This is a genomic window from Streptomyces sp. NPDC055243 (assembly GCF_044544025.1).
In the GTDB taxonomy this organism is placed as follows: domain Bacteria; phylum Actinomycetota; class Actinomycetes; order Streptomycetales; family Streptomycetaceae; genus Streptomyces.
Genome location: NZ_JBITWR010000009.1, coordinates 118,261 through 141,383, shown reverse-complemented (window position 1 = coordinate 141,383; position 23,123 = coordinate 118,261). Strand labels below are relative to the sequence as shown.

Below are 23,123 nucleotides of genomic sequence, written 5' to 3'. Positions count from 1 at the left end.
CTTCTCCGGGAGAAGGGCTTCTCCCGGAGAGGGACGCCGGTCCACGGAAGGCCGAAGCAGCCGTGCGCCCCGTCTGCGCCCCCCGCAGGATGGGAAGCATGCCCAACCACAAGGCGCGTGCCGCCGCCACCGTCGTCCTGCTGTCTGCGACCCTCGCGGCCTGCGGCGGTGACGACTCCAAGGAGTCCGAGGCCTCCAAGGACACAGATCTGTCGGCCCAGGAGCTCAGCTGGAAGGACTGCCCCGCGCCCGCCTCGTCCGAAGGCGGCGGCGAGGCCCCCTCTCCGCTGCCCGGCGGCGCCGAGTGGCAGTGCGCCACCATGAAGGCCCCCCTCGACTGGGACAAGCCCAAGGGGGACACCCTCGACATCGCCCTGATCCGCGCCGCGGCGAGCGGCGAGAAGGACCGGCGGATCGGCTCGCTCGTCTTCAACTTCGGCGGCCCCGGCGGCTCGGGCATCACCACGCTGCCCGCCTTCGGAGAGGAGTACGCCAAGCTGCGCACCCGCTACGACCTGGTGAGCTTCGACCCCCGCGGCGTCGGCCGCAGCGCGGGGGTGACCTGCGAGGACGACGAACAGCTCGACGCGTACTTCCAGGAGGACTCCACGCCCGACGACGACGCCGAGCGGAAGAAGCTCGTCGAGAACGTGAAGGGCTTCAACGGAGCCTGCGAGAAGAACTCCGGCAAGGTGCTCCCCCACGTGCGCACCACCGACGCGGCCCGCGACATGGACCTGATGCGCCAGGTGCTCGGCGACGACAAGCTGCACTACTTCGGCATCTCGTACGGCACCGAACTGGGCGGCGTCTACGCGCACTTGTTCCCCAAGAGGGTGGGCCGCGCCGTCTTCGACGCGGTCGTCGACCCCACCGAGACGGCGGAGCAGGGCTCGCTCGGCCAGGCCGAGGGCTTCCAGCTCGCGCTCGACAACTACGCCAAGGACTGCACGTCGCAGGTCGACGACTGCCCTGTCGGCGACACGGAGCAGGACGTCAAGGACAAGATCGCGAAGTTGCTCGACGACCTGGACGACAAGCCGCTGCCAGGGCTGCCCCCGCGCGAACTGACGCAGACCGCCGCCACCAACGGCATCGCGCAGTCGCTGTACTCCAAGGACTTCTGGCCTTACCTCACCGAGGGTCTCGACCAGGCGTACGACGGTGACGGCAGAATCCTGATGACGCTCTCGGACTCCATGAACGGCCGCAACGAAGACGGCACGTACAGCAACATCCAGGCCGCCAACATCTCCATCAACTGCGCGGACGACAAGGCGCGCTACACACCGCAGTACGTCGAGGAGAAGCTCCCCGGGTTCCGTGAGGCGTCGCCGCTGTTCGGCGACTATCTGGCGTGGGGCATGGTCGGCTGCACCGACTGGGCGGTGGACGGCGCCGCCGAACACCCGGACGTCAGCGCGCCGGACGCGCCGCCCATCGTCGTCATCGGCAACACCGGCGACCCGGCCACGCCGTACGAGGGCGCGAAGAAGATGGCGCAGGCGCTGGGCAAGGGCGTCGGCGTCGAGCTGACGTACAAGGGCCAGGGGCACGGGGCGTACGACAGCAAGAACACGTGCGTGCGGGACGCGGTGAACGGATATCTGCTGGACGGCACGGTGCCGAAGGAGGGCACGGTCTGCTCGTGACGGGGCGGGGCCGCTTCGGCCCGCCCGGATCGATGTCGGTGGCCCCGCCTACTATGGCTTGACTGTCTTTCCGAGGGGGGAAGCGCTCCATGCCGCGTTTCGTACGGTCAGCCGCTCTGGCCGCCGCAGGGGTTCTGGTGGCGGGGCTCGCCGTCGGCTGCGGCGGCTCGGACGGGGACGGGGGCAAGGACGACGCGAAGCCCGCGCCGACCGGCCCCGAGCAGTCACCGAAGCCCGATCCCTCCTCCACGCTGCCCGCGGCGCTCACCGCCCAGAAGCTCGACTGGGGCGGCTGCAAGGCCACCGGCAGCGACCCCGCGCCCGGCTCCGAGTGGCAGTGCTCGACCCTCAAGGTCCCCTTGGACTACGCGAAGCCGGACGGCGAGACGATCGACGTCGCGCTGATCCGCGCCAGGTCCACCGGCAAGGGCGAGCGCATCGGCTCGCTCCTGTTCAACTTCGGCGGGCCCGGCGGCTCCGGCGTCTCCATGCTGCCGTCGTTCGCGGACATGTACGACACGCTGCGCGAGCGGTACGACCTGGTGAGCTTCGACCCGCGCGGGGTCGCGGGCAGCGAGGGCGTGCGCTGCCGCAGCGACAAGGAGACGCAGGCCGCCGAATCCGTCGACCTCACTCCGGACACCCCGGCCGAGGAAGCGGCGTACTTCAAGGACGCGGCCGACTTCGGCGCTGGCTGCGCGAAGGACTCGGGCAAGCTCCTGGGCCATGTCTCGACGGTCGAGGCCGCCCAGGACATGGACGTGATGCGCCAGGTGCTCGGCGACGAGAAGCTGCACTACATGGGCGTTTCGTACGGCACCGAACTGGGCGGCACGTACGCCCACTTGTTCCCCAAGAGGGTCGGGCGCCTCACCCTGGACGCGGTCGTGGACCCCAGCGCGGACTCGGTGGGCCACGCCAAGAACCAGGCGCGGGGCTTCCAGCGCGCCCTGGAGAACTACCTGAAGTCCTCGGGCCAGGACCCGAAGGCGGGCTCGCGGAAGATAGTGCGCCTCCTCAAGCGCCTCGACGCCGAGCCGCTGCCCGGATCGGGCGACCGCAGGCTCACCCAGTCCCTGGCGCTCACCGGCATCACGGTCACGCTGTACAGCAAGCAGAGCTGGCCCGCCCTGACCCGCGGCCTGGAGCAGGCGGAGAAGGGCGAAGGATCGGCGCTGCTCCAGCTGGCCGACGCGTACAACGAACGTGACGCCTCCGGCAGTTACAGCACGGCGAGCCACTCGCAGCGCTCGATCTCCTGCCGCGACGGCAAGGCGCGGACGACACCCGCCGAGGCCAAGCGGCAGCTCGGTGAGTTCCGCGAGATATCGCCGGTCTTCGGCGAGTTCATGGGCTGGGACACGGCGGGCTGGTGCCACGACTGGCCGGTGGCCGGGCTGCACGACTCCCCGGACGTGAGCGCTCCCGGCGCGGCCCCGGTCCTGGTCGTCGGCAACACCGGAGACCCGGCCACGCCCTACGAAGGCGCCCGCAAGATGGCGGACGAGCTGGGCAAGGGCGTCGGCGTCGAGCTGACCTGGAAGGGCGAGGGCCACGGGGCGTACGGCAGCGGAAGCGGCTGCGTGGACGACACGGTCAACGACTACCTCCTGGAGGGCAAGGCCCCGAAGGACGGCAAGGTCTGCGAGTCCTGAGCGGATTCAGCCCGTCCGGCGTTTGAGGACGAGCCCTTACGGCGACAGGGCCCGCACCTTCACCAGGTGCGGGCCCCTCTCCGTTCAGGCGCTACGCCTAGTAGACCGGCTTCTCGGGCTCGATCTGGTTGACCCAGCCGATCACGCCGCCGCCCACGTGCACCGCGTCGCTGAAGCCCGCGGACTTCAGCACAGCGAGGACCTCCGCGGACCGGACACCCGTCTTGCAGTGCAAGACGATCTTCTTGTCCTGCGGCAGGCCCTCCAGGGCGGTGCCCATGAGGAACTCGTTCTTCGGGATCAGCTTGGCGCCGGGGATCGAGACGATCTCCCACTCGTTCTGCTCGCGCACGTCGATGATCTCGATCTTCTCGTCCGCGTCGATCCACTCCTTGAGCTGCTTGGGAGTGATCGTCGAGCCGAGCGCCGCCTCCTGGGCCTCGTCCGACACGACGCCGCAGAAGGCCTCGTAGTCGATGAGCTCGGTGACGGTGGCGTTCGGGCCGCAGACCGCGCAGTCCGGGTCCTTGCGGACCTTGACCTGGCGGTACTGCATCTCCAGGGCGTCGTAGATCATCAGGCGCCCGACCAGCGGGTCGCCCACGCCGGCCAGGACCTTGATCGCCTCGGTGACCTGGATGGAGCCGATCGACGCGCAGAGCACGCCGAGGACGCCGCCCTCGGCGCAGGACGGGACCATGCCGGGGGGCGGGGGCTCCGGGTAGAGGCAGCGGTAGCACGGGCCGTGCTCGCTCCAGAAGACGGACGCCTGGCCGTCGAAGCGGTAGATCGAACCCCATACGTACGGCTTGTTGAGCAGCACGCAGGCGTCGTTGACCAGGTATCGCGTGGCGAAGTTGTCCGTGCCGTCGACGATCAGGTCGTACTGGCTGAAGATGTCCATCACGTTCTCGGCCTCGAGCCGCTCTTCGTGGAGGATCACGTTCACGTACGGGTTGATGCCGAGGACGGAGTCCTTCGCCGACGCCGCCTTGGAGCGGCCGATGTCGGCCTGGCTGTGGATGATCTGGCGCTGCAGGTTCGACTCGTCGACCTCGTCGAACTCCACGATGCCGAGCGTGCCCACGCCCGCCGCGGCGAGGTACATCAGCGCCGGTGACCCGAGGCCGCCGGCGCCGACACACAGCACCTTGGCGTTCTTCAGCCGCTTCTGCCCGTCCATCCCGACGTCGGGGATGATCAGGTGGCGGGAGTACCTGCGAACCTCGTCGACGGTGAGCTCAGATGCTGGCTCGACCAGGGGTGGCAGCGACACGGGGACTCCGTTGGTCGGTATTTCGGAACGGTGGTTCTCTCCGTAACACTGCCACGCCCCTCGTCATTCCGAGACACCCGTTCCGATGCGCGAGACGATCTCGTCCCAGTACCCGGGCATCGACTCCCAGGGGTCGTCCGCTCCCCCGCCGTCCACCCGGTCGGTGAAGTAGATCGTCGAGGCGCCCTGCCAGCGTGCGATGCGCAGCGCCTCGTCGAGATGACCGCGCGGCATCCCGTGCACGAAGTGGCAGAAGCGCTCGGGTGGGTAGTCGGCGGTCCACTCCGCCACCTGTGACCAGCGGTAGTCGCTCCAGGGGCCCGCGAAGGTCACCAATTGGTCGGCGGATTCGGCGTATCCGGGGTACGGATGGGTGCCGTGGCCCAGGACGATGTGCGCGTCGTCGCAGAGCGCGCGCAGCGTCGTGACCGTCCTGCGCACCTCCGGGAGCGCGGCGCGCTCGGTGGGGCAGCGGTCCAGCGAGAAGCCGTCGACCTGATACCAGTCGAGGTAGCGGTGCGCGTCGGAGATGATCTCCCCGAAGCCGCGCGCTCCGTACATCACGTCGAGGTGACCGAGAACACGCACGCCCGTGTTCCGCAGCCGCCCCGCCGCTTCCAGGCAGTGCGGATCGGGCCGGTCTCCGGGCCCCTTGCTCACATTCAGGACGACCCAGTGCAAAGGGGCACCAGGGCGGGTGAGTTGCGACCACTCGGCGGGGGCGACCAGGGGGTGCGCGAAGCCCGGGATGCCGAAGCCGAGACGTACGTCGGTGTGTGCGGAGCCTGTGCCGGTCCTTGTCAGATGCGGCATGCCGCCTCCATCCAGATGTCGGCGAGTGATTCTTCGAGGTTGATCCGGGGGCGCCAGCCGAGCCGGTCGCGCGCGGTGCGCACGTCGGCCTGCTGCCAGCTGCCGCACCCGTCCGGGTAGGGGTAGGCGGCCGGGCTCCCGTGGTCGGATTCGGTGCGGGGGTGCCCGATGGATTGCCGCAGGGACCCCTGGTCGAGCTCGTGCAGGGCTCCGCCGTACCCCGCGACGCGGGCCAGGACGGCCGCCGCGTCGCGCAGCCGCACGGCGCGGCCCGCCCCGATGTTCACGATCCCCTGGGCCGCGGAGAGCGAGGCGGCGTGCACGGCGCGCGCCACGTCGCGTACGTCGATGAAGTCCCGCTGCACGCCAAGGCCCCCGAGCTTGAGCTCGCCGTCACCGGCCTGCATGGCCCGCCGCATGGCCTCGGCGAGCCGCCCGAGCGGCGAGCCCGCCGGGGTGCCGGGCCCGGCGGGCGAGAACACCCGCAGGACGACGGCGTCGAGACCGGAGCCGAGGACCAGCTCGGTGGCGGCGAGCTTGCTGACTCCGTACGGTCCGCCGGGCCTGGGCACGGCGTCCTCCGCGGTGGAGGAGCCCGGCTGGCTCGGCCCGTACTCGGCACCGCACCCCAGCTGGACGAGGCGTGCCCCGCATCCGCTGCGGCGCAGGGCCTCGCAGATGGTGGCGACGGCGACGGTGTTGTGCCGCGTCAGCTCGCGGGCACCGCCGCGGGTGGCCCCCGCGCAGTTGATGACGACGCCCGGGTGGACGGCGTCCAGGAAGCGGGTGAGCGCGCCGGGGCTGCCGCTCGCGAGGTCGAACCGTACGTCCGAGTCGTCGCCGCGGCCGAGCGCGGTGAGCTGCACCGCCGGGTCGGCGAGCAGCCGGTCGGCGACGAACCGGCCGAGATATCCGTTGGCTCCGATCAACAGCACCCTCATCGGGCGGCTCCCGGGTCGGATTCTCGGATGCTGGGGGTGCTCATCTGGGTTTCTCCTTCAGGGGGTTGCCGTAATGCACGGGGTAAGGCCCGCGGTGTCGGCCCCGCGGGAGAGAAGGTTTTCGGGTGGAGCGGCCAGGAATCCGCAGGCGCGGCGCGCATGCTCAGGGCGCCCCGTCGGCGTGCGCGGAGGCCCGGCTGAGCACCCGCGAGGAATGGAGCAGCAGCACGCCCGCGGCGACGCCGCAAGCGACGACGGGTACGACTCCGGACCCCCAGGCCCGGACCGCCCCCTCCACCGGGGCCGCGAGCCACGCGCACCCGGGCAGCCGCCCCGCGAACACCGAGGCGAGCGAGACCGCCTCCGCCGCCCCCGCGGCCGCCAGCATCAGCAGGGGTGCCCGCGTGAATCCGTACGAGGAGAGCAGCCGCGAGAGCAGCAGCAGCGCGCCCAGCGCCCCGGCCCCGGCGGAGGCCGGGGCGCCGTAGACGGCACCGGCCCCCACGAGCAGGGCCCCCAGGGCGCACAGGTAGAGCGCGACCACGCCGAGCAGCAACGGCCGCACGGACGCGGTGAATTCGGTGAGTCCACGGCTGAGCGCTAGGCGTCCCCGTGCCCCCACGGAGAACAGCCGCACGCACCACACGGCGGGCGCGACGGCGAGGCAGAGCCCCAGCGCGGCAGCGGTCGACGGCGCCCAGGGGCCGTCGGGCCCGCCCGAGACGGCGGCCCGCAGCAGTCCGTCGCCGAAGAGGGCGTACGCGAGGAGGAGGCATACCCACGCGTGCGTGGCCGGCGCGACATGGTGCGCGGAGCGCAGCGGCCCGTACCGAAGAGCCACTCGCAGCGCGACGGCCACGGCGAGCACTCCGCCGAGCCCCACCGCGAGCCGCGCGCGTCCTTCGCTCAGGTCGAGCCCCACGGCGGCGAGCCCGCACACCGCCCCCGGCAGCAGGGCGAACAGCGCCCATCCGGCGGGCAGTTCGGCCGCGCCCGTCGAGGGGGGCGCCACAGGGGCGGCGCGCTCCTCCTCGTCACGCGGCACGCGCGCGTACATCTCCTCGGCGAGTGCGAACACGTCCCGGTGCCGGAACCGCGCGGCGGTCCGGTCGGTCACTCCGTGCGCCTCCAGGCCCGCGGCGATCTCCAGCGGGTCGACGGCGCGCTCGCAGAGCTTGCGGTGGCGGTGCATCAGGGCCTTCACGGGATCGACGCCGCCGCGCCGCGCGGGCTTGGCACCGGTCTCGGCCGCCGTCCCCCGCCAGGCCGCGGGCTCGCGCACCAGAGCCGTGTCGGCCAGCAGTTCCTCCGACCGCACGTCCCATCCGCCGGGGCTCTCGGGAGCCCGCGGGGCGTCCACCTTCTGGTCCTGACTCATACGCCCGCCCCCTTCAACTGCTCCGGTCTGTCCGCCTCTTGCGCCCAGCTGGGCGCGCCTCCCGGACTCGCGCCGGAGCCCGGGCCGGCGTCCCCGCCGCCCGCGGCGACCGCCCACCTCCCCGGCATGTACGCCTCCGCCGGATTGCCGAACGGCACCGGCTCGCCCGCGTCGTCGACCGCGTCCCTGCGCACCGGACAGTGCGAGACGATCTCCAAATAGATGCCGCGAAATGCCTCGATGTTCTGCTCCACGGTGAACAGTTCGAGCGCCCGCGCACGCGCCGCCGCCCCGAGCCGCTCGCGCCGCCCGGCGTCGCGCAGCAGCGCCACGCACGCCTCGGCGAGCGCCCGGGGGTTGCGCGGCGGCACCACGAGCCCGGTGCCGCCGATGACCTCGACGACCGCGCCGACGTCCGTGGAGACCGTCGCGCGCCCGCAGAACATCGCCTCGACCAGGCTGATCGGGAAGCCCTCGACGACGCTGGACAGGACGACGACGCTTCCCGCCGCGTACGCGTCCTCCAGATCGGGCACCTCGGGTGCGCCGATCTCCTCGAAGGACACGGGGTTGTCGCCGACGGCGTGCGCGCCGTCCGCCTCGTCGGGAAAGAGCTGCGCGGCGAGCGCCCTGCAGTGCGCGAGGTACGCGTCCGCCTCCGGGCCGTCCGCGGGCGCGCCGACGATGCGCAGCCGCGCCTTCGGCTCCTCCTTGCGGACCTCCGCGAAGGCGTGGAGCAGGGAGATCAGGTCCTTGGCGGGTTCGATGCGTCCGACCCACAGGAGGGTGTCGGGGTCACCCGGGTCCTCGCGCTCGCCGACCTCCGCGAACCGGGAGGCCTCCATGCCCGGGTAGACCGTGCGCAGCTTCGCCCGCTCGGCTCCGCACCGCTCCTGCCAGCGGCGGGCGTGCGTGTTGCCGGGCGTGATGGTCGTGGCCTTGCAGTACACCTCGGCGGCGAGCCTGCCGTGGAAGGAGGTGAGCAGCGCCCGCGCCGGCGCGCTCAGGGCCTCGTCGCCGGTCGCGAGGTAGTGCGCCCGCAGCTGCACGCCGTACTCGGTGACCAGGAGCGGGACTCCGGAGAAGTGCTGGGCGAGGAGGCCGGGGAGCGCCGCGGGGCCGCCGGACGTGGCGTGGCACAGGTCCACCGCGCCGAGGCCGTCGTCCCCGTACCAGTCGAGGGAGAGCGGTCGCAGCGCGCGTTCCAACAGGCCCGCAACGGCGAGGAGATCGGGCACGCGTGCGGTGCGCGCGGTGCGGAGTGCGCCCGGCGCGCGGCACGCGCGCTCCAGGGCGCGCACGGCCGCCTCGGAGCGCAGTGCGGCGACGAGGCCGCCCTGGTCCACCGCGAGTTCGGCGAGGCCGTAGAGCGCACTGCCGAAACGGTCCGCCAACGCGTCAGCGGCGCCCGGGTCCCCCGCCGCGCCCGCCGCTCCGGAGTCGCACACCACCGCGGCCAGCTCGCCGTAGCACTCGGCGAAGCGCCGCCGCGCCCGCCGTCCGTACCCGGCTCCGATGGCGACGCCGTCGTCGACCGTCCACAGCGGCGCCGTCCGCACGCGGTTCACCTGGGGCGGCAGCTCGATCCAGCCCTGCGCCTCCTGCCGCTCGCTGCGGCTGAGGGCGTAGATGTCGAATTCGTGCTGCCCGAGCCCGCGCACGAGCCGGTCGCACCAGAGCCTGGCGTCACCGCTCACATACGGATAGCCACCCTCCGTAAGCAGTCCGATGCGCACGCGTACACCCCCGATCTCCCATGTGGAGAGCCGCCGTTGGACCGGCGGCTCGCAGCGGGACGAACGTATGCGGACATGCCGGTGGCGTGATGGACGGTTGTCCATCACGCCACCAAAAGGGGTGAACGGCAGTAACTTTCCCGCACCGGTAGCGTTCCGTCGCGCTATGGCACCCGGAGAGCGCTCTTTCGTTACGGAGCGTTAAGCTGCGGCCAGCTCCCTGCGGGCCGTACGGCGCTGTGCCGCCGCCTCCGGGTCGAGCGCGGGCACGGCCGCCAACAGCTGTCTGGTGTACGCCTGCCGGGGCGAGCCGTAGATCTCTTCGACGGAGCCCTGCTCGACGATCCGTCCCTGGCGCATCACCGCCACGCGGTCGCTGACCTGGCGTACCACGGCGAGGTCGTGCGCGATGAAGACGAGGGCGAGCCCGTGCTCCTCCTGTAGTTCGGCGAGCAGCGCGGTCACGTGCGCCTGCGTGGTCACGTCGAGCGCCGAGACCGGCTCGTCGCACACGATGACGTGCGGCTCGGCGGCGAGGGCCCGAGCGATCCCGACGCGTTGGCGCTGACCGCCGCTGAATTCGTGCGGATAGCGCCCGTAGTACGCCGGATCGAGCCCCACGCGCTCCATGAGGTCCCGCACGCGTGCGCGCACCACGGAGTCGTCGCGCTCCCCCCGCGCGCGCAGCGGATCGGCGATGGACTCCCCGATGCCGCGGCGCGGATTGAGCGAGGCGACGGGGTCCTGGAACACCATCTGGACCCCGGCCCGTATGCCGCCGCCCGACTGCCGCGCGCCCCCGTTCCGGATCTCCCCCGCCGAGGGATCGAGCAGCCCCACCAGCATCCGCCCCAGGGTGGTCTTGCCGCTGCCGCTCTCCCCCACGACCCCGAGCGTCTCCCCCCGGCGGACCGTGAGCGACACCCCGTCCACCGCGGCGAACGCCCGCTTGCCGCGCCCGAACTCCTTGCGCAGGTCGACGGCTTCCAGCACGACGTCCCCCGGTACGGCGGCCGACGCCTCCCGCGGCGCGTCCACCCGGGGCACCGCCCCGAGCAGCTCCCGCGTGTACGCCTCCTTCGGCGCCCCGAGGACCTCGCGCACGGGCCCGCGCTCGACGGCCCGCCCGTACCGCATCACCAGGACGTCGTCGACGCTCTCCGCCGCCACGCCCACGTCGTGGGTGACCAGGAGAAGACCCATCCCCGTCTCGGCCCGCAGCACGTGCAGCAGGTCGAGGATCTGGGCCTGCACGGTGACGTCCAGGGCGGTCGTCGGCTCGTCGGCGATCAAAAGCTCGGGCTCGCAGGCGAGGGCCATGGCGATGAGCGCGCGCTGTCGCATGCCGCCGCTGAACTCGTGCGGCCGGGAACGAGCCCTGCGTACGGCATCGGGGATGCCCACCCGGTCGAGCACTTCGACGGCACGCGCGCGTGCCGCCCGGCGCGAGGCTCCGGTGTGCACGCGGTACACCTCGGCGATCTGGTCGCCCACCGCGTAGTACGGATCGAGGGAGGACAGCGGGTCCTGGAAGACCATCGCCGCCTTTCCGCCCCGCAGCAGCCGCAGCTCCTCACCGGACGCTTCCGCTACGTCGATGCCGCCGACCCGCACCGATCCGCCGACCCGCGCGCCGGTGCCCCGGTGGAGCCCGAGCAGCGCGGCGGCCACCGTGCTCTTGCCGGACCCCGACTCGCCGACGAGGCCTAGCGCGGCGCCCTTCTCCAGCGTGAAGGAGAGCCGGTCGACGGCGCGCGTGTCCCCGAAGTCGACGACCAGGTCGGTCACTTGGACGAGGCTTCGATCCGGGCTCATGACAGGACCACCCTTCGGTCGGCCACCGCGTACAGGACGTCCGCGACGGCGTTGGCGAGCACCACGAAGAAGCCGGTCACCAGGACCATGCCGACCACGACCGGCAGATCGACGACCTTGACCGCGTGCACGAGTTCGCGCCCCATGCCGGGAAGGCCGAAGAGCGTCTCGCTGAGCACGGCCCCGCCGAACATCGACCCGAAGTCGTTGGCGCTCAGCGCGATGACCGGGGCGACCGCGCCCCGCAGGGCGTGCTTGCCGATGATCGAGCGCTCCCCGACGCCGTACGCGCGAAAGGTCCGCACATGGTCGTCGGCGAGGGTCTCCAGCATCGAGGCGCGGGTCAGGCGCGCGTACTTGGCGGCCTCGATCAGGGCGAGGGAGAGCCAGGGAAGCAGCAGGTTCCACGCCCACTGCTGGGGGTCGTCGGTGAACGGCACGTACTGCGGGAAGGGCAGCCAGTTCAGCTGCCCGCAGACCACGATCATCAGGAGCAGGCCGATGACGAAGACGGGCGTGGCCGTGCCCGCGAGCGTGACGGCGGTCAGGGCGCGCTCGGTGAGGCGTCCGCGTCGCCAGGCGGACAGGACGCCGGTGCCGACGCCGAGGATCAGCCACATCACCATGGCGCCGAGCGCGAGCGACCCGGTGACCGGCAGCTTCGCCAGGATCAGCTGGGTGACCTGCTGGTCGCTCTGGTAGGAGAGCCCGAGGCAGGGGGCGTCGCAGTGCTCCACGCCGGTGCCCGTCGAGTAGTCCTGGCCGACGAAGATGCCCTGGAGGAAGTCCCAGTAGCGCACGTACACCGGGTCGTCGAGCCGCAGCTGCTCGGAGACCTGGGCCACTTGGGCCGGTGAGCAGCGCGGCCCGCAGGTGATCTGCGCGACGTCGCCGGGAGCGACGTAGAAGACCGCGTAGATGATCACGGAGATGGCGAGCAGCGTGACGAGGGCGCCCACCGAGCGCCGCAGGAAGAAGCCCGGGAAGCCGGTCATGCCTTGCCCTCCCGCTTCTGCCCGGTCCCGATCCGCAGCCGCGACGCGGCCCGTGGATCGAGCGCGGTCCGCACGCCGTCGCCCAGGACGGTCAGCGCGAGCACGGTCACGAACAGCGCCCCGGCGGGCAGCAGTAGGTACTGCGGCGCGGCCTGGTACCAGATGTCGGCCGAGGTCAGCATCTGTCCCCAGGACGCGGTCGGCGGTTTGACGCCGACGCCGAGGAAGGAGAGCGCCGCCTCGACGGTGATGTTCAGCGGGACGAGCAGCGCCGCGTAGGTGATGACGGGGGCGGCGAGCCCCGGCAGGAGTTCGCGGCGCGCGATGCGCCAGGTGCTCCAGCCGCTGAGCCGGGCGGCGGCCACGTAGTCGAGCTCCTTGAGGGTGATGGTCTGCGCGCGCACGATCTTGGCCGTGCTGCCCCAGGCGACGAGCCCGATGACCAGGGCGACCAGGACGGGGCGCGGGAAGCCGCTGGGCACGATCGCCATCAGGGCGAGCGAGAGGACCATCAGCGGCATGGCGACGATGACGTCGGTGGCGCGGCTGAGCACCTGGTCGACCAGGCGGTTGCCGAGCCCGGCCGCGATGCCGATGCCGACGCCGAGCAGCACCTGTACGAGCGTCGCGGCGAGCGCGACGCCGAGGGAGACGCGCGCGCCGTACACGAGCCGGGCGAACAGGTCGCGCCCGGTCTGCGGTTCGACGCCGAGCCAGTGCTCGGCGCTGATCCCGCCGAACGGGCCGATCGGCACGCCGCCGCGGCCGGAGTCGATGAGGTCGGGGTGGTACGTACTGGGGTCCTGGCCCTCGATGGCGGTGAGCAGTGGCGCGGCGAGCGCGACCAGGACGAGAAGCGCGACGACGGCCGCCGCGACGAGGGCGGCACGCTGCGCACGCAGCCGCCGCCAGAACTGACGGGCACCGGAGGTCGGGGCGGGCGCCTGCGCGCCCGTCCCCGCCTCCGAGGCCAACAGGGCCTCGCTCATGGTGATGTGACCGGTAACCCTTACTTGACCGCGACCTGGGAGATGTCCAGGACACCCGTCCAGTCGCTGATCACGATGTTCTTGACGTCCTTGCCGTAGAGACGCTTGTAGACGGGGTGGAAGAGCGGCACGGTCAGGGCCTGCTCGCCGATCTTCTTGTCGAGGGCGCCCCAGCGCTTCGCGGCCGCGTCGAGGTCGGTGAGCTTGTTGATCTCGTCGATCTCGTCGTTGACGGCCTTGTCGTCCAGGAAGCCGGTGTTGAAGTTGGCGCCGTCCTTCACGATCTGCCGCCCGTCGAAGATCGGGGCGAGGAAGGGGCCGCCGGAGGGCCAGTCGGCACCCCAGTGGGCGAGGAAGAGGCCCGGCTCGTCCTTGGCGCTGTGCACCTTGTCCTTGTAGTCGTTGTCCTCAAGGCCCTGGAGCTTGACGGTGATCCCGGCCTTCTTCAGGGCGTCCTGGAGCGCGGTGGCGATCTCCGGGCTCGTCTCGAAGTCCTTGGCGTTGGAGTGGGTCAGCGTGATGGTGAGCCCGTCCTTGTGACCGGCCTCCTTCAACAGCTCCTTGGCCTTCTTCGGGTTGCCGGCCTTGCCCGCCGGGAAGTGGTCGTACTTCGTGTATCCGAAGGACTTCTGGTTGGGCAGGTACGTCGTCGCGGGCTCGGCGAGCGAGGAGCCGCCGGCCGCGTTGACCACGGACGAGCGGTCGACGGCGTACGAGATGGCCTGGCGCACCTTCGGGTCGTCGAAGGGCTTCACCTTCGGGTTGAAGGCGAGGTAGTTCGTGTAGCCGAAGTGCCCGGTGCCGACGCGGGAGGCCAGCGCCTTGTCGCCGGTGACCTTGGCGAGTTCGGCGGGGCCGAGGTTCGTGTCGGTGGTCACGGCGGCGGCGTCCGCGCCCTGGCCGGCCGAGAGCCGCTGGTTGATGACGGAGGAGTTGAGGCCGGACCGCACGTCGATCTTGTCCGGGTAGGCCTTGCGCTCGGGGTCGGTCTTCGCCGACCAGTGCGGGTTGCGCTCCAGGGTGAGGCGCTCGCCGTCGTTCTCGTTCTTGACGACCTTGTACGGACCCGAGGAGACCGGGTGCTCCTCGTACTTCGTGCCCTTGTCCTTGCTCTTGGGGACGGGCGTGAACTGCGTCTGCGTCGCCAGGTAGGGGAATTCGCCCTCGGGCTTGTTCAGGTGGAAGACGATGGTGCGCTCGTCGGGCGTCTCGATCGACTCCAGGCCCTTGCCGCTCTTGTCCTTGTACGGCCCGGCGTACTTGTCGCCGCCGATCAGCCAGTCCCTCAAGTAGGGAGCGCCACCGGAGAGTTCACCGGCGAAGGAGCGCTCGATGCCGTACTTGATGTCGGCGGAGGTGATCGGCGAACCGTCCTCGTACTTGAGCCCCTTCTTGAGGGTGTACGTCCACACCGTGGCGTTCTTGCTCGACTTGCCGAGGTCCGTGGCGAGGTCCGGCACGACCTCCGAGCCCTTGGCGCCGTCCTCGCGGTTGCGGGTGGTCAGGGTGCGGAAGACGAGCGAGGGGACGTTGCCGCCGCCGGAGGTGTAGAGCCGCGCCGGGTCGAAGTCGACCTGCGGGTCGCTGTTGAGGACGGTGAGCGTGCCGCCCTTGGCGGGCTTGCCGTCGGCGCCGCCGCTCCCGGCGTCGTTGTCCTCGGGGCCCGCGCAGGCGGCGGCGCCCGCTGCCAGGACGAGGCTGACGGATGCCGCTGCCACGCGGCGGGCTATGACGGACGGTTGACGCATGGGAAAGGACCTCTCGGAGGATCAGACAGGGAAATGAGCAGAGCTCGCCCCGGGGTCGCCGAAGAGGGTCAGTCAGGACCGCAGAAGGTGCACTGGGTGCACAGGGTCCGGAGAGAAAGCGACGCACGCGCCAGGGGCGGGCGTCAGCAACAGTGGATGTCGGACACGCAGAGCGCGGTCACGCCGAAGAGCGCCAGCTCAAGGGCTGCGCGCGAGGAGGCGTGACGAGGCGACATGCGGAGAAATATGAACGAACTTTCGGCGGTTGTCAAAGCTGCCGAGCAGAGCCGCCGACCGACGGACGCCCGCATGCCGGGCACTTCTGTCTCAACTCTTGGGAAACGCCCACGGGTTGGCCTTGCACTTGATTCCGTCGTGGTCGAGGAACTTCGTCTGCTGCTGCATGACGGGCGCGAGATCGCCGTCCTTGGTGCAGTCCGTGTGGTTGAAGCCGAGCCGGTGGCCGACCTCGTGGTTGATCAGCATCTGCCGGTACGGATGGATGCGGTCGCCGTAGGTCTTGGCGCCCTGCGCCCACCGATAGGCGTTGATCATGACGCGGTCGGTGGCCGCGGAATCGCAGGAGACGTTCTGCTGCTTGGTGTCGAGCCCGGATTTGGCGCACCACGTCGCGGTCGTCCCCGGACTGGCGAGCGTGATGACGAAATCGGGCTTCCCGGAAGATATCCGCTCGAAGGTGCGGCCTCCCTTGTGCGCCCAGCTCCGGTCGTCGTTCAGCGTCTTCTGCACGGCGGACGCGAACAGCTCGCCGTCCAGGCCCATCCCCTTCTCGACGTCCACGCGGTAGCGGAACAACTGCCCCTTGCCGGGCGCCTTGTCGAACCCTGCCATCGCGTCGAAGTCGCCGGACGCCGTGAGCTTGGCGTCCAGCGGATACTTCTTGGCCATCTTCGTCTCGTACGTCGCCGGGGCGGACTCCGGAGGCGTGGGCCGGTCGTCCGAGCGGGACGCGTCGGCGCCCGCGTCGCGCTCGCCCTGGCCCTTGGCGGCCTGCGTCCGCGGCGCGGAATCCTTTGGCCCGTCGGTCACCTGACCGGCCACGACGATCGCGAGGACGGTGGTGACCGCGGCGGCGGCTATCCCGGTGAAGGTGCGGCCCTTGCCGCCCCCCTTGCCGTCCTCGGCCTCGTCGGGCGCGATGCCACCGGGTCCGCCGGCGCCGTCGGCGCCGCCTGTTCGGTCGGCTCGGTCGGCTCCGTCGGCTCCGTCGGCTCCGTCGGCTCCATCGGACCAGAGGTCTCCGTGCGCTTCCTCGTCCTCGTCGACCGCGCGGTCCCAGTCGGTGACCGAGGCGTACGGATCGCGGGGCGGGACGCCGGTCGACGCGGGCAGGGCGTCGATCGCACCGCCCGAGAAGAGGTCCTCCTCGGCGAACTCCTCGCCGAACGCGTCCACGTACTCACGGCGCGGCCCCGGCACACGGGACGGCGCGGTCCGCGCACCCGGCGTTCCGTACACGGCGCCCGTGCGCGGCCCTGACCCCCAGGCCCCGCCCGGCTCGCGCTGCTCGGGGTGCCCGCCGCGCACGTGCGGCGTGCCGCGGGAAGGGGTGGCCTGGGGCATGCCGTGCGGCGGAGTGGCCTGCGGGATGCCGTGCGCGGGCGTGCCGCCGTCCCCCGGGGCACGCCTGCGGCGCCCCGTGCCGGGGGACGGCGGGCGTGCGCCCTGCGGTGTCGGTAGATCGGCGGTGTTCGTGCTGCCCGTGTTGTCTGCGAGGTCGGAGGAACCCCGGCGGCTATGACGTCCCACGCGCCGCCTCAGCTCCCCGCGCCCGATTGACCGGATTCATGCAACTCGCCCGTGTCCGCGAGCAGTTCGCGGAATGCCGTGGCCACCGTATCCGGATACTCCATCATCGCCACATGCCCGGCGTCCGGCAGCGTGAGCAGCCGTGAGTCACGGAACGCGGCGGCGGCCTTGCGGGCCATGCGGAACGAGACGAGCAGGTCCCGGCCGCCGTAGATGAGCAGCGTCGGCGCGAGCACCCGCTCCGCCTGCCGCCACAGGCCGTGCTGGCCGCCCAGCGTGTACGCGTTCACGATGCCGCGCGCCGAGCGTGCCATCGCGTCCCACATGTACGGAAGCGCCAGCCTGCGCTCCATCTCCCGCACGGCCGCGCTGTACCCCTCGGGCGAGACCCGGCCCGGGTCGCCGTAGCAGAGGCCCATGACGCCGCTGACGCGCTGCTCGGGCGTCCAGTCCTTGGTGAGCCGGGTGAACAGACCCGCGACGCCGGGCACCGCGAGGAGCCCGGTCGGCAGCGCCGTGCGCTGCACCCGCAGCTCGGGGAGCGCGGGCGAGATCAGCGTGAGGGTGCGCACCAGGTCGGGGCGGACGGCGGCGACGCGGGTGGTGACGGCGCCGCCCATCGAGTTGGCGATCAGATGGACGGGCCCGGCCTCGCGCGAGTCCAGATAGCGGATGACCGCGCGCGCGTGCCCCGTGATCGAGTAGTTGCCGTCGTCCGGCGGCGGCGAGTCGCCGAACCCCGGCAGGTCGAGCGCCGCGCAGTCCACGACGTCCTCGAGCAGCGGCATCAGGGCCGACCAGTTCTGCGAGGAACCGCCGAGCCCGTGCACGTACAGCGCGGAGGGCAGTCCCTCGCGGACCGAGGGCCGGGAACGCACCGAAAGCGTGAGTCCGGGGAGGGTGACCGAGTCGAGCCGCTCGCCCGCCGCGACCCCGACGGCACCCGGTTTGGGTGCGACGGAAGCGGCGATCAGGTCCGGCAGCTCGGTCGAAGACATGCGGCAATGTTACGAGACGATCACACGGTGGTTCGTGTGTTCGCCGTCACAGATCCAGCCGATCTCGCGCGGAGATCGCGTAGCGCCCGGTTCGACAGTCTCCTACGCTCTTAAGAGAGGGCGAACAGGGCACTCGCACCACTAGTCCGCTAGGGAAGAGAGCCACGATGACCGTCGACCCGTCCGATCCCGAGACCTTTCAGGTCGAGGAGACCGCCGAGACCAGCACCGAGGCCCCCGAGGCCGATTCCGCGGAGCAGCACACCGACCTGGCGCCGAGCGAGGACGACTCCTTGCAGGGCGCGGACACGGACGCGGCCAACGAGGCCGACCTCGCCGAACAGGCCCGCGTCGTCAGCATCGACGAGGACGACTATCGCTGAGCTGCCCGTGTTTGCCCTGCTACGCACGGCTTTCACGGTCATCCAGTCCGTGAAATTCTCCGCTCGTACCGCGCACATCACGGTTACCGAAAAGTACGATGGCCGCGCGGCGCACACCGCACATTCACGATCATGGGAGGCGGCGTGACAGCCATCGAGCAGACAGAGGCAGCGCGCCCGCGGGGCACACGCCTGCCGCGTCGTGCCCGACGCAATCAGTTGCTGGGCGCGGCTCAGGAGGTCTTCGTCGCGCAGGGGTACCACGCGGCGGCGATGGACGACATCGCCGAGCGGGCCGGAGTCAGCAAGCCGGTGCTCTACCAGCACTTTCCCGGCAAGCTCGACCTGTACCTCGCCCTGCTCGACCAGCACTGCGAATCACTGCTGCAGTCGGTCCGTACGGCACTCGCGTCCACGTCGGACAACAAGCTGCGGGTCGCGGCCACGATGGACGCCTACTTCGCGTACGTGGAGGACGAGGGCGGCGCCTTCCGGCTCGTCTTCGAGTCCGACCTGACGAACGAGGCCGCGGTCCGCGAGCGCGTGGACCGGGTCACGCTCCAGTGCGCGGAAGCGATCTGCGAGGTCATCGCCGAGGACACGGGCCTGCCCCGTGACGAGGCGATGCTGCTCGCGGTGGGCCTCGGCGGCTACTCCCAGGTGGTCGCCCGGTACTGGCTCGCCAGCGGCAGCACGGTCCCGCGCGACAAGGCGGTGGAACTGCTGACCTCGCTGGCCTGGCGCGGCATCGCCGGTTTCCCGCTGCACGGCCTGGAAGGCCACTGACCCCCGGTTTCGCGTCCTCGCATTATGTTCCCGATCTCTGTTCGCTACTGGCGTGCAGCGGCGGAAGCATGGGCGTCGCTTCACCGGGCTAATGTGTGCTGAGTACGGCGCGGACGCCCGCGCACATCACTGACCGTCGGAGGGACAAAGCCGTGGAGGTCAAGATCGGCGTGCAGTACGCGCCCCGCGAGATCGTGCTCGAGAGCACTCAGAGTGCCGAGGAAGTCGAGCGCGCGGTGTCCGAGGCGCTGACCGGCAAGTCGCCGCTGCTGAGCCTCGTGGACGACCACGGCCGCAAGGTCCTGGTTCCGGCCGACCGCCTTGCGTACGTCGAGCTCGGTGAGCCGACCGCCCGCAAGGTGGGCTTCAGCGCCCTGTAGTTCACGGCGCTGCACGCAGGACGAACAGACGAGAACGGCCCGGTGGTCACAACCACCGGGCCGTTCTCGTTTGTTGACGCGCCTCGCGCACAGAAGGTCTGGAGGGTTGTATTCCGGCGCCCACGGGTAAGACCGGCTACGACCGTTTTGCACCTGGCCGCGAGGGAGGGAACACCCTGTGATTCTGGAAGCACTCGGATCCGCACTGCTCGGTTTCGCCCTGGCATGGGCGGCGGCCCACCGACTGTCCCACCGGCTCCCCGCACGCAACCTGGTCCTGGCGACCGGGGCCGCGGGCGCCGTGATCGGATCCTTCGTCACGCACATGGCCCTGGGAGCGGGCCACGCGACCGGCACCCTGGTCGGCGCGGTGGCCGTGGCAGCGGCCCTGCTCTCGCTCCTGCTCCGCCCCAGCCGTGGCCGACTGCGCCGTCGCTCAGCGACGGCGTAGGGGCGCGGGGAACGGCGCACCCAGCCACAACCCACCCGCAGGGAACCCGACGGCTCAACCCCACCAGGGGCGCGAGGAACTGCGCACCCAGCCACGACGGCACCCGCGCGTGAAGACGACACCCGCAGTGAAGCGAACCCAACCCCGCCAAACCCAGCGGAGCGCCTACGCGGCGAGACCCAGCGCGGCCATCCGCTTCGTGTGCGCCTCGGTGATCCGCGAGAACATCCGCCCGACCTCGGCAAGGTCGAAGCCGTCGGCAACGCCCCCGACCAGCATGGTCGACAGCGCGTCACGGTCGGCGACCACCCGCTGCGACTGCGAGAGCGCCTCGCCCATCAGGCGACGGGCCCACAGCGCGAGCCGCCCGCCCACGCGCGGGTCCGCGTCGATCGCGGCGCGCACCTTCTCCACCGCGAAGCTCGCGTGCCCCGTGTCGTCGAGCACGCCGAGGACGAGCCGTCGGGTGTCGCCGTCGAGGCGTGCCGCGACCTCGCGGTAGAAGTCACTGGCGATCGAGTCGCCGACGTACGCCTTGACCAGACCCTCCAGCCAGTCGGACGGCGCCGTCTGGCGGTGGAAGCCGTCGAGGGCGGCGACGAAGGGCTCCATCGCCTCGGTCGCGTCCGCGCCGATCGCCGAGAGCCGGTCCCGCAACTGCTCGAAGTGGTGGAATTCGGCCGACGCCATCTTCGCCAGCTCCGCCTTGTCGCCGAGCGTCGGCGCCAGCTTCGCGTCCTCCGCGAGCCGCTCGAAGGCCGCGAGCTCTCCGTAGGCGAGCGCCCCGAGCAGATCCACGACCGCGGCGCGGTAGTGCGGCTCGGCGGCAGCGGTCTTCCAGTCCTGGGCGGCGATTCCGGTGGGTTCGACGGGTGTGTCAGCGGCGGTGTCAGGCGTCTCCATAAACCGCACAATAGCCCGCGCGCAGCAACGTGTAAGGGCCTGGTCAGTGACTGTGACGACGACTACGTGACCAATTCGCCAGACACGGCTGCGAGATTCCGGGGTACAGTGGTAATGCGCCCGCCGAATATTCGTCGGGCCGTACGAATGAGGATGCCCGGTCGGAGGCCCGATCGGCTCCGACCCGACAGCCCTCCAGGCGGCCCGCACGGTGCGGACGGCACGAGGAGGGAACCTCAGCGGTACGAGCGCTCGAGCGCAGGCAGTGGTCCCGCGCCCCCGGCCCCGCCCCCCAAGCAGCCGGCGGTAGTGGCACGGTCACGACCCCCAGCGTTCGCCTCGCGCCGCGTCTCACAGAAGAGGCAATGCCCTGACTACGACTTTCCGCGATCTCGGAATTCTCCCCGAGACGGCCGAGGCCCTTGAGGCCGTCGGCATCATCAGTCCCTTCCCCATCCAAGAGATGACGCTCCCCGTCGCGCTCTCCGGCAGCGACGTCATCGGCCAGGCCAAGACCGGCACCGGCAAGACGCTCGGCTTCGGACTCCCGATCCTGGAGCGCGTGACCGTCCCTGCGGACGTCGAGGCGGGCCGGGCCAAGCCCGAGCAGCTGACCGACGCCCCGCAGGCGCTCATCGTCGTCCCCACCCGTGAGCTGTGCCAGCAGGTCACGAACGACCTCCTGACCGCCGGCAAGGCGCGGAACGTACGCGTCCTGGCCATATACGGCGGCCGTGCCTACGAGCCGCAGGTCGAGGCCCTCAAGAAGGGCATCGACATCGTCGTCGGCACGCCGGGTCGTCTGCTCGACCTCGCGGGCCAGAAGAAGCTCAACCTCAAGCACATCAAGTGCCTGGTCCTCGACGAGGCCGACGAGATGCTCGACCTGGGCTTCCTGCCCGACGTCGAGCGGATCATCAACATGCTGCCGCCGAAGCGTCAGACGATGCTGTTCTCGGCGACCATGCCGGGCGCGGTCATCGGCCTGGCCCGTCGCTACATGTCGCAGCCCACGCACATCCGCGCCACCGCGCCGGACGACGAGGGCCAGACCGTCGCCAACACCAAGCAGCACGTATACCGCGCGCACAACATGGACAAGCCGGAGATGATCTCCCGCATCCTGCAGGCCGACGGCCGCGGGCTCGCCATGGTGTTCTGCCGCACGAAGCGGACCGCCGCCGACATCGCCGAGCAGCTCGAGAAGCGTGGCTTCGCCTCGGGCGCCGTGCACGGCGACCTCGGACAGGGCGCCCGCGAGCAGGCGCTGCGCGCCTTCCGCAACGGCAAGGTGGACGTGCTCGTCTGCACCGACGTCGCCGCCCGCGGCATCGACGTCGAGGGCGTCACGCACGTCATCAACTACCAGTCCCCCGAGGACGAGAAGACCTACCTGCACCGCATCGGCCGCACCGGCCGCGCGGGTGCCAAGGGCATCGCGATCACGCTGGTCGACTGGGACGACATCCCGCGCTGGCAGCTGATCAACAAGGCGCTGAACCTCGGCTTCGGCGACCCGGTCGAGACGTACTCCAGCTCTCCTCACCTGTACGAGGAGCTGAGCATCCCGGCGGGCACGAAGGGTGTGCTGCCGCGCGGCGAGCGGACCCGTGCCGGGCTCCGCGCCGAGCAGATCGAAGACCTCGGCGAGACGGGCGGCAAGGGCGGCTCGCGCGGACGCGACCGCGACCGCGGCGGCCGCGACGGTGGCCGCGACCACGGTCGTGACCGTGACCGCGCTCAGGCTCCCGAGCCGGAGCGCGAGCCGCGTGAGGCGCGTACGCCGCGTCGGCGTCGCCGGACGCGTTCGGGTACGCCGCTGGACGCTCCGGCGATGGCGGTCGCCGAGACCGCTGCGCCCGCCGCCGCGGCTGTGGCCGTGTCCGCCCCTGAGACGGCCGAGCCGACGGAGCCGCGTACGCCGCGTCGCCGTCGCCGGACGCGGAACGGTGGCTCGGACGCGGCGGAGGCCGCGGTCGAGACGGTCAAGTCGGTCGAGACGGTGTCGGCCGTGGAGACTGCCGTGGTCGAGGCCGAGGCCCCCGCCACGAAGCCGCGCCGCCGCACCCGCAAGGCCGCCGAGCCGGTGGTCGAGGTGGCAGAGGCAGCAACCGAGGCCGTGGTCGAGGCCGACGCACCTGCCGCCAAGCCGCGCCGCCGTACCCGCAAGGCCGCGGAGGCCGTGGTCGACACGGTCGAGGCCGTGGAGACCGTGGACGCCGAGGCCCCCGCCACGAAGCCCCGTCGCCGTACGCGCAAGGCCGCCGAGCCCGTGGTCGAGGTGGCGGAAGCCGCCGAGGCCGAGGCTCCGGCCGCCAAGCCCCGTCGCCGCACCCGCAAGGCCGCGGAGGCCGTCGTCGACACGGTCGAGGCCGTGGAGACCGTGGACGCCGAGGCCCCCGCCACGAAGCCCCGTCGCCGTACGCGCAAGGCCGCCGAGCCCGTGGTCGAGGT

20 protein-coding genes are annotated in these 23,123 nt (G+C 71.4%); 7 read left to right on the top strand and 13 right to left on the bottom strand.

Translation table 11 applies throughout. The features are described from left to right. Window positions 1–98: 98 nt before the first annotated feature. Together ACIGXX_RS25880 and ACIGXX_RS25875 are read left to right on the top strand one after the other, a co-directional pair. Window positions 99–1,652 carry an alpha/beta hydrolase gene (locus tag ACIGXX_RS25880; RefSeq protein WP_399979176.1) on the top strand — a complete coding sequence of 518 codons (1,554 nt, stop codon included), beginning with the start codon at window positions 99–101 and terminating at the stop codon, window positions 1,650–1,652. A gap of 89 nt (window positions 1,653–1,741) precedes the next feature. Beyond that, on the top strand, window positions 1,742–3,307 hold the full coding sequence (locus ACIGXX_RS25875; protein ID WP_384311757.1) for an alpha/beta hydrolase: 1,566 nt from the start codon (window positions 1,742–1,744) through the stop codon (window positions 3,305–3,307). Between the two features lie 97 nt (window positions 3,308–3,404). Here the strand turns inward: ACIGXX_RS25875 and moeZ are convergent, their stop codons facing one another. From moeZ to ACIGXX_RS25815, 12 genes are all read right to left on the bottom strand, one after another. Beyond that, on the bottom strand, window positions 3,405–4,583 hold the full coding sequence (gene moeZ / locus ACIGXX_RS25870) for an adenylyltransferase/sulfurtransferase MoeZ (protein WP_361464389.1): 1,179 nt from the start codon (window positions 4,581–4,583) through the stop codon (window positions 3,405–3,407). A gap of 63 nt (window positions 4,584–4,646) precedes the next feature. Continuing rightward, window positions 4,647–5,396 (bottom strand): spherulation-specific family 4 protein, encoded by a 750-nt coding sequence (locus tag ACIGXX_RS25865; RefSeq protein ID WP_383820738.1) that lies wholly within the window; start codon window positions 5,394–5,396, stop codon window positions 4,647–4,649. Further along, window positions 5,384–6,337 (bottom strand): NAD-dependent epimerase/dehydratase family protein, encoded by a 954-nt coding sequence (locus ACIGXX_RS25860; RefSeq protein WP_351163556.1) that lies wholly within the window; start codon window positions 6,335–6,337, stop codon window positions 5,384–5,386. Before ACIGXX_RS25860 ends, ACIGXX_RS25865 begins: the two co-directional genes overlap by 13 nt. A gap of 163 nt (window positions 6,338–6,500) precedes the next feature. Further along, window positions 6,501–7,715: a hypothetical protein gene (locus ACIGXX_RS25855; protein WP_399979170.1), complete on the bottom strand. Its 1,215-nt coding sequence runs from the start codon at window positions 7,713–7,715 to the stop codon at window positions 6,501–6,503. After that, window positions 7,712–9,451 (bottom strand): DUF3492 domain-containing protein, encoded by a 1,740-nt coding sequence (locus ACIGXX_RS25850; RefSeq protein ID WP_399979167.1) that lies wholly within the window; start codon window positions 9,449–9,451, stop codon window positions 7,712–7,714. The genes ACIGXX_RS25855 and ACIGXX_RS25850 overlap by 4 nt, the downstream gene beginning before the upstream one ends. 201 nt (window positions 9,452–9,652) lie before the next feature. Continuing rightward, window positions 9,653–11,266, bottom strand: coding sequence for a dipeptide ABC transporter ATP-binding protein (locus ACIGXX_RS25845; protein WP_399979165.1), 1,614 nt, complete (start codon window positions 11,264–11,266; stop codon window positions 9,653–9,655). Continuing rightward, a complete protein-coding gene (locus tag ACIGXX_RS25840) occupies window positions 11,263–12,261 on the bottom strand; it encodes an ABC transporter permease (protein WP_351163548.1) in 999 nt (332 codons plus the stop codon). The genes ACIGXX_RS25845 and ACIGXX_RS25840 overlap by 4 nt, the downstream gene beginning before the upstream one ends. Continuing rightward, window positions 12,258–13,250, bottom strand: a complete 993-nt coding sequence (locus tag ACIGXX_RS25835) for an ABC transporter permease (protein WP_351163546.1) — start codon at window positions 13,248–13,250, stop codon at window positions 12,258–12,260. Before ACIGXX_RS25835 ends, ACIGXX_RS25840 begins: the two co-directional genes overlap by 4 nt. Before the next feature lie 20 nt (window positions 13,251–13,270). Next, window positions 13,271–14,998, bottom strand: coding sequence for an ABC transporter substrate-binding protein (locus ACIGXX_RS25830; RefSeq protein WP_361464398.1), 1,728 nt, complete (start codon window positions 14,996–14,998; stop codon window positions 13,271–13,273). 143 nt (window positions 14,999–15,141) lie between these two features. Then, window positions 15,142–15,234, bottom strand: coding sequence for an Ms4533A family Cys-rich leader peptide (locus ACIGXX_RS25825; RefSeq protein WP_344520500.1), 93 nt, complete (start codon window positions 15,232–15,234; stop codon window positions 15,142–15,144). Window positions 15,235–15,325: 91 nt separating this feature from the next. Further along, entirely contained in the window at window positions 15,326–16,768 is a 1,443-nt protein-coding gene (locus ACIGXX_RS25820) for a DUF3152 domain-containing protein (protein ID WP_399979159.1), read from the bottom strand. A gap of 8 nt (window positions 16,769–16,776) precedes the next feature. After that, window positions 16,777–17,766, bottom strand: a complete 990-nt coding sequence (locus ACIGXX_RS25815) for an alpha/beta hydrolase (RefSeq protein WP_351163540.1) — start codon at window positions 17,764–17,766, stop codon at window positions 16,777–16,779. A gap of 167 nt (window positions 17,767–17,933) precedes the next feature. Between ACIGXX_RS25815 and ACIGXX_RS25810 the strand changes: the two genes are divergently transcribed. From ACIGXX_RS25810 to ACIGXX_RS25795, 4 genes are all read left to right on the top strand, one after another. Beyond that, on the top strand, window positions 17,934–18,149 hold the full coding sequence (locus ACIGXX_RS25810; RefSeq protein WP_351163538.1) for a hypothetical protein: 216 nt from the start codon (window positions 17,934–17,936) through the stop codon (window positions 18,147–18,149). Between the two features lie 144 nt (window positions 18,150–18,293). Then, window positions 18,294–18,935 (top strand): TetR/AcrR family transcriptional regulator, encoded by a 642-nt coding sequence (locus ACIGXX_RS25805; protein WP_249587903.1) that lies wholly within the window; start codon window positions 18,294–18,296, stop codon window positions 18,933–18,935. 152 nt (window positions 18,936–19,087) lie between these two features. Next, window positions 19,088–19,315, top strand: a complete 228-nt coding sequence (locus tag ACIGXX_RS25800; protein WP_249587904.1) for a DUF3107 domain-containing protein — start codon at window positions 19,088–19,090, stop codon at window positions 19,313–19,315. A gap of 178 nt (window positions 19,316–19,493) precedes the next feature. Further along, a complete protein-coding gene (locus tag ACIGXX_RS25795; protein ID WP_351163535.1) occupies window positions 19,494–19,766 on the top strand; it encodes a hypothetical protein in 273 nt (90 codons plus the stop codon). Between the two features lie 165 nt (window positions 19,767–19,931). Here ACIGXX_RS25795 and ACIGXX_RS25790 read toward each other — a convergent pair whose 3' ends face one another. After that, window positions 19,932–20,669, bottom strand: coding sequence for a ferritin-like fold-containing protein (locus ACIGXX_RS25790; protein WP_351163533.1), 738 nt, complete (start codon window positions 20,667–20,669; stop codon window positions 19,932–19,934). Window positions 20,670–21,132: 463 nt separating this feature from the next. Here ACIGXX_RS25790 and ACIGXX_RS25785 point away from each other — a divergent pair. Then, on the top strand, window positions 21,133–23,123 hold a 1,991-nt coding region (locus ACIGXX_RS25785), incomplete at its 3' end, for a DEAD/DEAH box helicase (RefSeq protein WP_399979152.1).

Excerpts from the sequence above, each read along its gene's own strand:
- ACIGXX_RS25880 (WP_399979176.1), top strand. The coding sequence starts at position 99 with ATGCCCAACCACAAGGCGCGTGCCGCCGCCACCGTCGTCCTGCTGTCT.
- ACIGXX_RS25875 (WP_384311757.1), top strand. The coding sequence starts at position 1,742 with ATGCCGCGTTTCGTACGGTCAGCCGCTCTGGCCGCCGCAGGGGTTCTG.
- ACIGXX_RS25865 (WP_383820738.1), bottom strand. The coding sequence starts at position 5,396 with ATGCCGCATCTGACAAGGACCGGCACAGGCTCCGCACACACCGACGTA.
- ACIGXX_RS25860 (WP_351163556.1), bottom strand. The coding sequence starts at position 6,337 with ATGAGGGTGCTGTTGATCGGAGCCAACGGATATCTCGGCCGGTTCGTC.
- ACIGXX_RS25855 (WP_399979170.1), bottom strand. The coding sequence starts at position 7,715 with ATGAGTCAGGACCAGAAGGTGGACGCCCCGCGGGCTCCCGAGAGCCCC.
- ACIGXX_RS25845 (WP_399979165.1), bottom strand. The coding sequence starts at position 11,266 with ATGAGCCCGGATCGAAGCCTCGTCCAAGTGACCGACCTGGTCGTCGAC.
- ACIGXX_RS25840 (WP_351163548.1), bottom strand. The coding sequence starts at position 12,261 with ATGACCGGCTTCCCGGGCTTCTTCCTGCGGCGCTCGGTGGGCGCCCTC.
- ACIGXX_RS25835 (WP_351163546.1), bottom strand. The coding sequence starts at position 13,250 with ATGAGCGAGGCCCTGTTGGCCTCGGAGGCGGGGACGGGCGCGCAGGCG.
- ACIGXX_RS25830 (WP_361464398.1), bottom strand. The coding sequence starts at position 14,998 with ATGCGTCAACCGTCCGTCATAGCCCGCCGCGTGGCAGCGGCATCCGTC.
- ACIGXX_RS25825 (WP_344520500.1), bottom strand. The coding sequence starts at position 15,234 with ATGTCGCCTCGTCACGCCTCCTCGCGCGCAGCCCTTGAGCTGGCGCTC.
- ACIGXX_RS25815 (WP_351163540.1), bottom strand. The coding sequence starts at position 17,766 with ATGTCTTCGACCGAGCTGCCGGACCTGATCGCCGCTTCCGTCGCACCC.
- ACIGXX_RS25810 (WP_351163538.1), top strand. The coding sequence starts at position 17,934 with ATGACCGTCGACCCGTCCGATCCCGAGACCTTTCAGGTCGAGGAGACC.
- ACIGXX_RS25790 (WP_351163533.1), bottom strand. The coding sequence starts at position 20,669 with ATGGAGACGCCTGACACCGCCGCTGACACACCCGTCGAACCCACCGGA.